Below are 12,315 nucleotides of genomic sequence, written 5' to 3' on the forward strand. Positions count from 1 at the left end.
GGGTGAACTCGGAAGAAGCCGGTCCCACCGAATGGGTGGCGAAGGAAGAGGTCGGCGTCGGTCCATGGGAGGGCGACTGGCCTTCGGACGAGCGCTACGACCCCGAACTCCTGGCCAACGGCGACCGCCGCAACGTCGTCGACCCGTACCGGTACTGGCGGCGCGAGGCCATCGTGTCCGATGTGGACAGCCGCCGGCATCCGTTCCACGTGGCGATCGAGAACTTCCAGCACGACCACAACATCGGCACCGTGGTCCGGACGGCGAACGCGTTCGCCGCGGCCGCGGTGCACATCGTCGGACGGCGGCGCTGGAACCGGCGCGGCGCCATGGTGACCGACCGTTACCAGCACCTTCTCCACCATGAGGACGTCGACGGGCTGCTGACCTTCGCCGCGACGGAGGGGCTCGCCGTGGTCGCCGTCGACAACACCCCCGGCTCGCAACCCGTCGAGACCGCCGAACTGCCGCGCGAGTGTGTCCTGCTGTTCGGCCAGGAAGGGCCGGGTCTTTCGGCCGAGGCGCAGAAGACGGCGGCGCTGGTCGTCTCGATCGCGCAGTTCGGCACGACCCGCTCGATCAACGCCGGCGTCGCCGCCGGGATCGTCATGCACGCCTGGATCCGGCAGCACGCCGACCTGTCCCAGGCCTGGTGATCTCCCGCATTTCGTCCTCTGAATGCGGCTAGACGGGGGTGACCTCCACCGGGATGCCGTTCAGCACGGCGTTCCCGGACGGGACGTCGAGCAGGGTCTCGTCGGCGACCAGATTCGAGTTGACCCCGGCGTGCGCGGCCGCGACCCGCGTGCGCGTGCCGTCGAGGTCGTGGCCCCAGCCGTGCGGCATGCTCACCACACCGGGCCGGACGTCGGCCGTGACCTCCACCGGCGCTTCGAGCTTCCCCGCCCGCGACGTCACCGCCGCGAGTCCGCCGTCGGTCAGCCCGAGGCGAGAGGCGTCGTCCGGATGCACCTGGACGGTGCACCGGTTCCCGCCGCGCACCAGCGGCGTCAGGTTGTGCATCCACGAGTTGTTCGAGCTCAGGTGTCGCCGTCCGATCAGCAGCAGCCCGCCGTCCGGCGCCTTGTCCAGCTCCGCGCGCAGGCGGCGGACGTCCTTCGTGATCGCGTCCGGCGCCAGCTCGACCTTCCCGCTCGCGGTGGCGAGCGCCTCCGGCAACCGCGGTTTCAGCGCGCCGAGGTCGACGCCGTGCGGGGCGGCTTCGAGATCGGCCAGGCTCAGGCCGTACGGTCCGCCGCGCAGCATCAGGTCGATCATCCGCGCCGGCCCTGTGCGGCCTTCGGCGAGCGCGAGGTCGACGCCGGTGCGCCGCGCCGTTTCGCCCGCGACCATCGCGTCGAAGGCCGCGACGTCGACGTCCGGGCCCTGGCCGGCGGCGATTCCCGCCATCCGCAGCAGGGTCACCCATTCCTGCGGCATCTCGGTTTCCAGCGTCCGGGGTGTCCAGTTCGCGACGTTGCGCACGGCGAGCGCGTACAACGCGACGTCGTAGTGCGGCCGCTCCAGCGGTGACGGCCCGGGCAGGATGACGTCGGCGTGCCGCGTGGTCTCGTTGAGGTATACGTCCAGCGAGACCATGAAGTCCAGCTGCCGCAACGCTTCCGTGAGCCGCGCGGAGTTGGGCGTGCTCAGCGCGGGGTTGCCGCTGATGGTCACCAGCGCCCGCACCTGGCCTTCGCCGGGTGTCTCGATCTCGTCCGCGAGCGTGGCCACCGGCAGCTCGCCGAGCACCTCGGGATACCCGCGCACCCGGCTCGTCCAGCGGCCGCTGGTGAACGGCGAGGACCGGCGCGGCCGCCAGAGGGCGGGCAGCGGGAACATCACGCCACCTTCGCGATCGAGGTTGCCGGTGAGCGTGTTGACGACGTCGACCAGCCAGCTCGCGACGGTGCCGAACGACTGCGTCGTCGTCCCCATCCGGCCGTACACCGCGGCGCGCCCGGCGTCCGCGAGTTCGAGCGCGATGCGGCGGATCTCGGCGGCGTCGATCCCGGTCGCGGGCGCGACCGCCTCCGGGGTGAAGGGTTCCGCCAGGGCACGGACTTCGTCGACACCGTTCACGTGCTCACTGGGACGGACGCGGTTCTCCGCGAACAGGACGTTGACCAGCGCGAACAGGAACAGCGCGTCGGTGCCGGGCCGGATCGCGTGGTGCTCGTCGGCGAGCTGCGCGGTCCGGGTGCGGCGCGGATCGAGGACGACGATCTTGCCGCCGCGCTTCTGGATCCCGCGCAGCTTCCCACGGGTGTCCGGGGCGGTCATCAGGCTTCCGTTGGACACCAACGGGTTCGCGCCCAGGATGAGCAGGTGTTCGGTGCGGTCCAGATCGGCGACGGGAATGGTCTGCGGGTCGCCGAAGAGGTAGCCGGAGGAGAAGTGCTTCGGCATCTGGTCGACGGTGGTCGCGGTGTAGAAGTTCCTGGTGCCCAAGGCTTTGAAGAACACGCGGCCGTAGAGCACCAACGCCGCGTTGTGCACCGTCGGGTTGCCGGAGTAGACGGCGACGGCGTTCCTGCCGTGCTCGTCGATGATCGGCCGGAGCCGCCGGTCGATCTCGGCGAACGCCTCGTCCCAGGTGACCTCGACGAATTCGCCGTCGCGTTTCACCAGCGGCGCGGTGAGCCTGTCCGGGTCATGGTGCAGCGCGCCGAGCGAAGCGCCCTTCGGACAGATGTAGCCCTGCGAGAAGACATCCTCGCGGTCCCCCTGCACGCGGGTGACCAGGCTCTTCTCGTCGATCGTCACCTCCAGCCCGCAGGTGGCTTCGCAGAGCGGGCAGGTCACGTGCGCCGTGGTCATGAAGCACCTCGCGGGTTCGGGAGTCCTCCCAACATACTGAGCGGTATGTCGGCGGGCAAGGGATGATGGCGCGATGACTGCTCTCGCCGACCGAGCCGCGATCGCCGAGCGCGCGATCCGCGACCGGCATCTGCGCCGCGTGTGGGCGCTGCCCGGGACCGTGCTCGGCCGGAGCGGCTGGCCGCCGTCGGCGGGGCAGCGCGTCCACTGGCACTGGAACTACTGGTGGCAGGCACACCTGCTGGACACTCTCGTCGACGCCCAGCTGCGGGACCCTTCACCGCATCGGCTGAAGCTGATCGACCGATTCGTGGTGTCCGTGCGGCTGCGCAACTTCGGCAAGTGGATCAACGACTACTACGACGACATCGCCTGGCTCGGTCTCGCGCTGCAACGCGTCGGACATCTCGGGCTGGACGTCCGCGGCGGACTGGAGGCGATCAGCTCACGGCTGCGCGAAGGCTGGACCGACGACGCGGGCGGCGGGATCTGGTGGCGCGTCGGCGACGACTTCAAGAACGCGCCCGCGAACGGCCCGGCCGCGATCTTCCACGCCCGCGAAGGCGCCACGCAGCACGCTCGTGGTCTGACCGACTGGATGACCGAGCGGCTCGTCGACCCGGATTCCGGACTGGTGTGGGACGGCCTGCGGGTCGGCAGCGGGGAACTAGTCAGGCATATTTTCACGTACTGCCAAGGTGTTTACCTCGGCGCCTGCCTCGAACTGTCCGAAGTGGACAGGGTGGGGCGCACGATCCAGGCCGTTGCGGAACATGTCGCGCCGAACGGGGTGATCCGGGGGCAGGAAGGTGGTGACGGCGGCCTGTTCGCCGGGATCCTGGCCCGGTATCTGGCGCTCGCGGCACCGCTGCTGCCGAGCGGGATCGCGCGCGAACTGGTCATCCGGTCGGCTGACGCCTGCTGGTCCGGTGCCACCGAGACACCGCACGGGCCGCTCTTCAGCGCCGACTGGGCGACTCCGGCGCCTTCGCTGCCCCTGGCCGCTGACGCTCCCGAACGCGACCTGTCCGTCCAGGTGAGCGCGTGGATGCTGCTCGAAGCCGCGGCGACCCTGGAACACCGCATTTAGAGGACTAAATGCGGTAGCTACCAGACGTCGCCCGCCCGCCAATCGCAGGTGATCTCCCCGTCCAGATCGAGAGTGACCCCCACCGGCAGGACGTGGATCGACCCGTCGTCCTCCTTCGTCGCCTCGATACCCGAAGGTGTCATGGCCGACGAAATACCGCGCCACAGCAGCCAGCCCCGCGACGCGTAGAACTCCAGTGCCTCGTCGGACGCCGAAAGGGCCCCGAGGTCGTACGCCTTCCGCAGGACCCGCTCCAGGGCGTCCATCATCGCGGCGCCGTGGCCGCGCCGCCGGTGATCCGACCGGATGGCGACCGCCTCGACATAACCCGTCCGGAGGACCCGTCCGTCGTGCACGAGCCGCCGCTGCACCAGTGACGCGTGCCCGATCAGCTCACCGCTCTCCCACACCAGCGTGTGCATGCCGCCGAGCGCGTTCTCCCAGTCGTGGTCACTGAAATCGCCGTCGAACGCGTCGTCCAGCAGAGCGCGTGCCGCCTTCAGCACGCCTGCTTCGAGGTCGGCGGTGTGCACGGTCCACAGGTCGGTCATTCCGCCATCTTCACCCGGCGGCGGCGTTCTGACCAGCGAGTTGTGACTCAGCAGCCGCACGACTGACGGTGTATGAAGCGCGGCGCGAGCCGTACGGATTCGGGTCGTCGCTCAGGGTCGGTGATCCGGGCCAGCAGGAGCTCGACGGCCTTGCGCCCGATCTCCTCGATCGGCTGCGCCATCGTGGTGACCGCCGGGGTCACCTGGCCCGCCCACTCCATGTCGCCGTAGCCGACGATCGCGAGGTCACGCCCGATCCGGATGCCGAGCCGGTGCGCCTCGTACTGGACGCCGATCATCATCGCCTCGCTCGCCACCACGAGCGCGGTCGGCGAGGGCCAGCTGTCGAGCAGTTTCGCCGTCGCGGCGGCGGCTCCGCCCGGGGTCGACTGCCCGCACGCGACCAGCTGCGACGTCCATCGGAGGCCGGAGCGGCCGAGGCCGAGCCGGTAGCCCAGCGCCCGCTCCTCGTAGGTGGTCATGTCCTCTTCGCCCGAGATGAAGCCGATCTTGCGGTGCCGCAGCCCGGCGAGGTGCCGCACGAGCGCGCACACGGCCTGGATGTTCTCTGAGCCGACCTGGTCGACGTCGTTGCGGCCGGCCATCCGGTCGACGAGCACGGTCGGCACGCCCATCCGGACCAGTCCGTTGATCACCGCTTCGTCGCCTGCCGCCGGGACGAGCAGGACACCGTCGACGCGGTCAGCCCGCAGCGCGCGGATGACCGCGGCTTCTTCGGCGACGCTGTCGCCGGTGTCGGCGAGGGTGATTTCGCAGCCGTGACGGCGTGCGGCGCGGCGGATGGCGCGGACGAGTTCACCCGAATACGGGTTCGCGTGCATCGCCATGGCCACCCCGAACCGGTGGGTGACAGGGGTGTCCTCCCACAGGGGTAACGCCGGGGACAGTGCGGTCATCGCTCCACGCCTTCATTCGAGCTTGAACGACGGTAACGGCTGACGGAGCGTCGCTCGGCGGCGAGACCGGAAAGTCTCCCAACAATCATCAATGTGAGTGAACGAGAGCGCATCCGCAGGACGCGCGATGGCGGAGCGTAGGCGGAATCCGCATCGTCTGGGCCTTGCGTGCCGGATCGTTGATCCGGGCCAGCAGCAGGCGTACCGCCTGTGTGCCTATCTCCTCGATCGGCTGCGCCATCGTGGTCAGCGGCGGATCGACCAGATCGGCCCATTCGACGTCGTCGTAGACCACCACCGGGAGGTCGACGCCCGCCCGCAGGCCGCGGCGCCGAAGCTCGTGCAGCACCCCGACCATCATGGTGTCATTGGCGACCACCAGCGCCGTCGGCGGCTCCGGCAGCGCGAGCAGCGTGCTCAGCGCGAGTGCCCCGCCCGCCTGCGAGGACTGGCCGCACGCGACCAGCTCCTCCGACCAGGTCAAACCCGAGCGGCCGAGCCCGAGGCGATAGCCGAGGATGCGCTCCTCGCTGGTGCTCAGGCCCGCGGTGCCGCTGATCATGCCGATCCGCTGATGCCCGAGCGACGCCAGATGCGCGGTCAGCGCGGACGTCGATTGGATGTTCTCCGCGCCGACCTGGTCGACGTCGGTGCGGGTGGAGAGCCGGTCGATGAGTACGGTCGGGACGTCGAGCGAGACGAGTTCGCCGATCACCGATCCGTCGCCCGGCGACGGCGTGATCAGCAGCCCGTCGACCCGGCGCGAACGCAGGGTCCGCACGGTCTCACGTTCGGTGTCGACGGTGTCGTGCGTGTCCGCGAGCAGGACCGTGTACCCGGCCAGCGCGGCTTCGCGTTCGATCGCCTGGATCAGGACGGCGAAGTACGGGTTCGCGATGAGGGAGATCGCGACGCCGATCGACCGCGTCCCGCCGGTCACCAGCGAGCGGGCGATGGCGTCGCCGGTGTAGCCGGTCTGCTCGATCGCGCGGAGGACGGCCAGTTTGGTGTCCTCGGCCACCGCCCTCGTCCCGTTGACCACGTGGGAAACGGTGGTGATCGAGACTCCCGCCAGCTCGGCGATGTCGCGTTGGGTGGGACGGGACGAGCGAGACGGCGGCATTACCTATCCTCGGAAAGTCAGCTGGCAAGCGTTTGCGCAAACGCTTGCGAGTGAGCATAACCCTGTCTACCTTCCGGTCCATCACGGACAGCCTTGAATCGGAGGGCATCCCCATGAGACAGCGCAGTCTCGCCGCGCTCGCCATGGCCGCCGCACTCGCGGTGACCTCGGCCGGGTGCACCGTCGAACGCCATTGGGGTGGCGGTTCGAACGCGGGCGGCGGTGGCAAGGCCAAGGTCGGCCTGGTCACCAAGACCGACACCAACCCCTACTTCGTGGAACTGAGAGCGGCCGCCAAGGCCGCCGCCGAGGCGAACGGCGCGGAGTTCAGCGCGCTCGCCGGCCAGTTCGACGGCGACAACGACGGCCAGGTCCGGGCCATCGAGAACCTCATGCAGCAGGGTGCGAACACCATCCTGATCACGCCGAGTTCCTCGACCGGCGTCCTCGACGCCATCGACCGCGCCCGCAAGGCCGGGGTGCTGGTCATCGCGCTCGACACGGCGACCGAACCGGACACCGCCGTCGACGCCACCTTCGCCACGGACAACTTCGAGGCCGGACGGCAGCAAGGTGCCTACGTCAAGGCGGCGCTGGCCGGCAAGCCGCCGAAGCTGTTCATGGTGGACGGCACCGCCGGGTCCACAGTGGACACCCAGCGGCACACCGGGTTCCTCAAGGGCATCGGGCTGACCGACGCGTCGCCGGAGATCAAGGGCAAGACGCCCGCGAACGGCGACCAGAGCCTCGCGCAGCAGGGCGTGGAGAACCTGCTGCAGCGCACCACCGACATCAACGCCGTCTACACGATGAACGAGCCGATGGGCCGCGGCACCTACGCCGCGCTCCAGGCCCGCGGCCTGGTGAACCAGATCGTGATGGGCTCGATCGACGGCGGCTGCGAAGGCGTCAAGAACGTGCGCGACGGCCAGTACGCCGCCACGGTCATGCAGTTCCCCAAGAAGATGGCCGAGCAGGGTGTCCTCGCCGCCGTCGAGTACGCCAAGACCGGCAAGAAGCCGAGCGGGTTCGTCGACACCGGATCCGCGGTGATCACCGACAAGCCGATCCCCGGCGTGGAAAGCCAGGACACCAAGTGGGGCCTCGAGAACTGCTGGGGGACGAAGTGACTACCGCAACCCTGAAAGGCAACGAACGCCCGTCCATCGGTGAGTTCTTCCTGCGCGCGCCCGCCGTCGGGCCCGCCCTGGCCCTGCTCGTCGCGATCGTGGTGTTCTCCCTTTCGACGGACACCTTCCTCGATCTCGACAACCTTTCCCTTGTGGTGCAACAGTCCCTGGTGGTCGGCACACTCGCCCTCGGGCAGACGCTGATCATCCTGACCGCGGGTATCGACCTGGCCAACGCGGCCGCGATGGTGCTCGCGACGCTGATCATGGCGAAACTCGTGGTCGGCGGCGTCTCCGGGATCTGGGCGCTGCTGCTGGGAATCGTGGCGACGGTGGTGATCGGCATGGTCACCGGCTCGCTGGTCACCCGGATCAAACTGCCGCCGTTCATCGTCACGCTCGGTCTGCTGACCGTGCTCACCGCGGCCGCCAAACTGTTCGCGAGCGGGCAGGCCGTCCCGGTCGCCGACGAACTGCTCAAATGGCTCGGCACCCGCCGGTACCTGTTCGGCGGCATCCCGATCACCTACGGCATGACGCTCGCTTTGCTGATGTACCTGGGACTTTGGTACGCGCTCACGCGGACGCCGTGGGGCAAGCACGTCTACGCGGTCGGCAACGCGCCGGAATCCGCGCGGCTGTCCGGGATCAAGGTCAACCGCACGATCCTTTCGGTGTACATCGTCGCCGGCGTGATCGTCGGGATCGCCGCCTGGCAGGCGCTCGGCCGCGTGCCGAACGCCGACCCGAACGCCTTCCAGCTCGGCAACCTCGACTCCATCACCGCGGTGGTGCTCGGCGGCGCGAGCCTGTTCGGCGGCCGGGGTTCCGTACTCGGCACGATGATGGGCGCGCTGGTCGTCGCGGTCCTGCGGTCCGGGCTGACCCAGCTCGGCGTGGACGCGCTCTACCAGGACGTCGCCACCGGTGCCCTGCTCATCGGCGCTGTCTGCGTCGACCGTTTCGCGAGGAGGCGGCAGTCATGACGACACCCACGTTGTCCGCGCAGGGCCTGGTCAAACGCTACGGCCGGGTCACCGCCATCGACGGTGCCGATTTCGAGCTGTTCCCCGGCGAGGTGCTCGCCGTCGTCGGCGACAACGGCGCCGGGAAGTCGAGCCTCATCAAAGCCCTTTCGGGCGCGGTGATCCCGGATTCCGGTGAGATCAAAGTGGACGGTCAGACCGTCCACTTCAAGTCCCCTTTGGACGCTCGCCACTACGGGATCGAGACGGTGTACCAGGATCTCGCCGTCGCACCCGCGCTCGACATCGCGTCGAACATGTTCCTCGGCCGGGAAAAGCGGCGTAAGGATCTCTTCGGGCAGCTGTTCCGGAAGCTGGACACGGCGGCCATGCGGGCCGACGCGCAGCGGATCCTCGACGAGCTCGGCATCAACATCAAGTCCATCACGCAGCCGGTGGAGACGTTGTCCGGCGGGCAGCGCCAGGGTGTCGCGGTCGCGCGGGCGGCGGCGTTCGGCACCAAGGCGGTGATCATGGACGAGCCCACCGCCGCGCTCGGCGTCGCCGAATCCGGCAAGGTGCTCGACCTGATCAACCGTATCCGCGAACGCGGCCTGCCGGTGGTGCTGATCAGCCACAACATGCCGCATGTGTTCGACATCGCCGACCGCATCCACGTGCACCGCCTCGGCAAGCGCGTCGCGGTGGTCTCGCCGAAGACGCACACCATGAATCAGGTCGTCGGCCTGCTCACGGGTGCACTGAAGATCGGTGAGAACGGCGAGGTCGAAGAGGTCGCGTCGGCCGTCCACACGGGGCTGTAGTGCGGGTGCTGCTGGCGGGCCTGTGCACCGTCGACCAGGTTCAGCGCGTCGCCGAGATCCCGGCGCCGGGCGAGAAGGTGCGTTCGCTGTCGATGGACGTCGCCGCCGGGGGGCCGGCGACGAACGCGGCGGTGACCGTGGCCGCGCTCGGCGCCGAAGCGACGCTGCTGACGGTCGCCGGTGCGCACCCGCTGGCGGCACTCGCCCGAACGGACCTCGAAGCGCACGGCGTCGACCTGGTCGACCTCGATCCCGAACGGCCCGATCCGCCCGCGATCAGCGCCATCGTCGTCCGTGACTCCGACGGGGAACGCACCGTCGTCTCGCGCAACGCCCACGCCTCCACGCATTCAGTCCTCTCGATGCGGTCCTTGCACGCGCAACTACCGCATTCAGAGGACGAAATGCCCGGGTGTGTGCTCCTGGACGGGCACCATCCGGAGGTCGCGTTGGCGGTCGCGCGCTGGGCGCGGGAGCGGAAGGTGCCGGTGGTACTCGACGCCGGGAGCTGGAAGCCGGTCTTCCCCGAACTCCTGCCGCTCGTCGACGTCGCCGCGTGCTCGTCGCTGTACCGCGGGGACGACCCGCGCGAGCACGGCGTGCCCGTGGTGATCACGACCGCGGGCCCCGATCCGGTGCGCTGGTCGACGGCGGACGGATCCGGTGCCGTCCCCGTCCCTGTCACCCAGGCGCGTGACACGCTGGGCGCGGGCGACGTCTGGCACGGAGCTTTCGCGTACGCGGTCGCCCGGGACCAGGGGGACGTTCCGGGCTGGATCGCGTTCGCCAACGAGGTGGCCGCCGAACGGGTGCGGCATGAAGGACCGAGGTCGTGGACGGCCGCGGTCGCGAAGATGGGAGAGGGACAGCCATGACAGCCATGCCTCCGGTGTTCGAGGACCTGTTGAGCAGGGCTCAGACGCTGGCGAAGCCGGGACAGCGCAGTGTGCTCGGCATCGTCGGCGCCCCCGCGTCCGGCAAGACGACGCTGGCCTGGGGCCTGGCCAAGGCGCTGGGCACGAGGGCGGCGGTGGTCGGGATGGACGGCTTCCACCTGGCGCAGGTGGAACTGCAGCGGCTCGGGCGGGTGGAGCGCAAGGGCGCCCCGGACACCTTCGACGCCGCCGGGTACGTGCACCTGCTGCGCAGGCTCGCCGAAGGCCGCGAGACGGTCTACGCGCCCGAGTTCCGCCGGGAGATCGAGGAGCCGATCGCCGGCGCCGTCGCGGTCACGCCGGACGTCCCGCTGGTCATCACCGAGGGGAACTACCTGCTCATGCAGGACGACCCGTGGAGCGGCGTGAAGCCCATCCTCGCCGAGTCGTGGTTCCTCGCGCCGGACGAGCCCGAGCGCATCGAGCGGCTCGTCTCGCGGCACCGCCGTTACGGCCGTTCGCTGGTCGAAGCGCGTCGCCGCGCGCTCGGTTCCGACCAGCGCAACGCCGATCTGATCGCGTCCACCAGCAGCCGGGCCGACCTGGTTCTCGAGAACCTCCCGCTGGTTAACTTCGCCATATGAGTGGTGTTCTCGTCGTCACCGGCGGCAGCAAGGGCATCGGCGCGGCGGTCTGTGAACTGGCCGCCGCGCGCGGTTACGACGTCGTCGTCAACTACGCGGGCGACGCCGAAGCGGCCGAGGATGTCGCCTCGCACGTCCGGAAACACGGTGTCCGGGCGATCACCCAGCGCGGCGACGTGGCGTCCGAAGACGACGTGGTGGCCCTGTTCGACGCCGCCATCGAGTTCGGCCCGCTCGCCGGGCTGGTCGCGAACGCGGCCATCACCGGCAACACACCGGGCCGCTTCGACGAGTACGACGTCGATGTCGTCCGTCGTGTCGTCGAGGTCAACATCACGGGGGTCTTCCTGTGCGTCCGCGAGGGCATCCGCCGGATGTCGACTCGGTACGGCGGTGACGGCGGCGCGATCGTGACGCTGTCCTCCACCGCCGCGCGGACCGGTTCGCCAGGGGAATGGGTCCACTACGCGGGCACCAAGGCGGCCGTCGAAACGATGACCTACGGCGTGGCGCAAGAAGTCGCGAAAGAATCCATCCGGGTCAACGCCGTCGCACCGGGCATGATCCACACCGGACTGCACGCCGCGGCGGGAATGCCCGATCGCATGGAGCGGATCGCGCCGACCATTCCGATGGGACGGGCGGGCGAACCCGGCGAAGTCGCGGAAGCCGTGCTGTGGCTGCTTTCCCCGGCCGCGTCGTACACCACCGGGACGGTGCTGACCGTCGGCGGAGGGCGTTGAGACCCAGGGCCACGGCGCGGTCACGGGGCGATATCGGCTCCGCGTGCGGTTCAGCCACTTTTTAACACTGTTTCCCGGCGGATATCACGATTCATGTGGGAAGTCGGCGGATCACCTCGTGGCCCGAGGCGCCTGTGTCACCCTGGTGGCGCCCCCAAGCTCTTGATCAGGACGGTCATCCCCGATGTCCAAGCTCATGTCTGTGCACCACCTGGCACTCACCGTGACCGATGTGGACCGGAGCGTGCCCTGGTACGCCCGAGTGCTCGAACTCGAAGAGTTCACGCGTCGTGAGGACCCCGAAACGGGTCTGCGGAAGGTCGTGCTCAGGTCGCCCAGCGAGGGTTTCGCGGTGGTACTCGTCGAGCACCAGGACACCGAGCGGCCGCGGTTCGACGAACGGCGGACAGGTTTGGACCACGTGGCGTTCAAGGTCTCTTCGCGTTCGGAGCTGGCCGAATGGGAAGCGCGGCTTTCGGAATACGGCGTCGTCTACTCGCCGTCGAAGGGTTCCCGGACGTTGGAAGGCTCGTCGGTCATCGTGTTCCGTGACCCCGACGGCATCCAGTTGGAGATCTGGGCCGATCCAGAGTTGTAGGCGTGGGAGCGCAGCTCCTCCGTTGAGGGCGGCGG

General features: G+C 69.3%; 13 protein-coding genes. 9 read left to right on the forward strand and 4 right to left on the reverse strand.

What is annotated here, in order from left to right; all coding sequences use genetic code 11:
- Positions 1–2 precede the first annotated feature (2 nt).
- The gene (locus AC069I_RS07465) at positions 3–656 is read left to right on the forward strand and encodes a TrmH family RNA methyltransferase (RefSeq protein ID WP_478224159.1); all 654 of its coding nucleotides are present in this window, start codon (positions 3–5) and stop codon (positions 654–656) included.
- A 28-nt stretch (positions 657–684) separates the two neighbouring features.
- Here the strand turns inward: AC069I_RS07465 and AC069I_RS07470 are convergent, their stop codons facing one another.
- Positions 685–2,820: a molybdopterin-dependent oxidoreductase gene (locus tag AC069I_RS07470; protein ID WP_478265022.1), complete on the reverse strand. Its 2,136-nt coding sequence runs from the start codon at positions 2,818–2,820 to the stop codon at positions 685–687.
- Between the two features lie 73 nt (positions 2,821–2,893).
- On the opposite strand from AC069I_RS07470, the gene AC069I_RS07475 reads away from it, so the two are divergent.
- Positions 2,894–3,910, forward strand: coding sequence for a glycoside hydrolase family 76 protein (locus tag AC069I_RS07475; protein ID WP_478230952.1), 1,017 nt, complete (start codon positions 2,894–2,896; stop codon positions 3,908–3,910).
- 17 nt (positions 3,911–3,927) lie between these two features.
- On the opposite strand, the gene AC069I_RS07480 is transcribed toward AC069I_RS07475, so the two are convergent.
- The 3 genes from AC069I_RS07480 to AC069I_RS07490 all read right to left on the reverse strand — a co-directional run bounded on the left by AC069I_RS07480 (position 3,928) and on the right by AC069I_RS07490 (position 6,501).
- Complete coding sequence (locus AC069I_RS07480) at positions 3,928–4,461, reverse strand: GNAT family N-acetyltransferase (RefSeq protein ID WP_478265023.1); 534 nt, start codon at positions 4,459–4,461, stop codon at positions 3,928–3,930.
- A 47-nt stretch (positions 4,462–4,508) separates the two neighbouring features.
- Entirely contained in the window at positions 4,509–5,378 is an 870-nt protein-coding gene (locus tag AC069I_RS07485) for a LacI family DNA-binding transcriptional regulator (protein ID WP_034312391.1), read from the reverse strand.
- An 88-nt stretch (positions 5,379–5,466) separates the two neighbouring features.
- The gene (locus AC069I_RS07490; protein ID WP_126736104.1) at positions 5,467–6,501 is read right to left on the reverse strand and encodes a LacI family DNA-binding transcriptional regulator; all 1,035 of its coding nucleotides are present in this window, start codon (positions 6,499–6,501) and stop codon (positions 5,467–5,469) included.
- Positions 6,502–6,614: 113 nt separating this feature from the next.
- Between AC069I_RS07490 and AC069I_RS07495 the strand changes: the two genes are divergently transcribed.
- The 7 genes from AC069I_RS07495 to AC069I_RS07525 all read left to right on the forward strand — a co-directional run bounded on the left by AC069I_RS07495 (position 6,615) and on the right by AC069I_RS07525 (position 12,280).
- Positions 6,615–7,631 (forward strand): substrate-binding domain-containing protein, encoded by a 1,017-nt coding sequence (locus tag AC069I_RS07495; protein ID WP_378444919.1) that lies wholly within the window; start codon positions 6,615–6,617, stop codon positions 7,629–7,631.
- Positions 7,628–8,617: an ABC transporter permease gene (locus AC069I_RS07500; protein WP_034312398.1), complete on the forward strand. Its 990-nt coding sequence runs from the start codon at positions 7,628–7,630 to the stop codon at positions 8,615–8,617. The genes AC069I_RS07495 and AC069I_RS07500 overlap by 4 nt, the downstream gene beginning before the upstream one ends.
- Complete coding sequence (locus AC069I_RS07505; protein WP_478224171.1) at positions 8,614–9,420, forward strand: ATP-binding cassette domain-containing protein; 807 nt, start codon at positions 8,614–8,616, stop codon at positions 9,418–9,420. Before AC069I_RS07500 ends, AC069I_RS07505 begins: the two co-directional genes overlap by 4 nt.
- A gap of 5 nt (positions 9,421–9,425) precedes the next feature.
- On the forward strand, positions 9,426–10,295 hold the full coding sequence (locus AC069I_RS07510) for a PfkB family carbohydrate kinase (RefSeq protein ID WP_478265169.1): 870 nt from the start codon (positions 9,426–9,428) through the stop codon (positions 10,293–10,295).
- Positions 10,292–10,939 carry a nucleoside/nucleotide kinase family protein gene (locus AC069I_RS07515; protein ID WP_125679555.1) on the forward strand — a complete coding sequence of 216 codons (648 nt, stop codon included), beginning with the start codon at positions 10,292–10,294 and terminating at the stop codon, positions 10,937–10,939. Before AC069I_RS07510 ends, AC069I_RS07515 begins: the two co-directional genes overlap by 4 nt.
- Entirely contained in the window at positions 10,936–11,682 is a 747-nt protein-coding gene (locus tag AC069I_RS07520) for an SDR family oxidoreductase (RefSeq protein ID WP_478265024.1), read from the forward strand. Before AC069I_RS07515 ends, AC069I_RS07520 begins: the two co-directional genes overlap by 4 nt.
- Before the next feature lie 184 nt (positions 11,683–11,866).
- Positions 11,867–12,280 carry a VOC family protein gene (locus tag AC069I_RS07525; protein ID WP_478224175.1) on the forward strand — a complete coding sequence of 138 codons (414 nt, stop codon included), beginning with the start codon at positions 11,867–11,869 and terminating at the stop codon, positions 12,278–12,280.
- Positions 12,281–12,315: the final 35 nt, after the last annotated feature.

It is taken from the genome of Amycolatopsis sp. NPDC043885 (genome assembly GCF_056435685.1).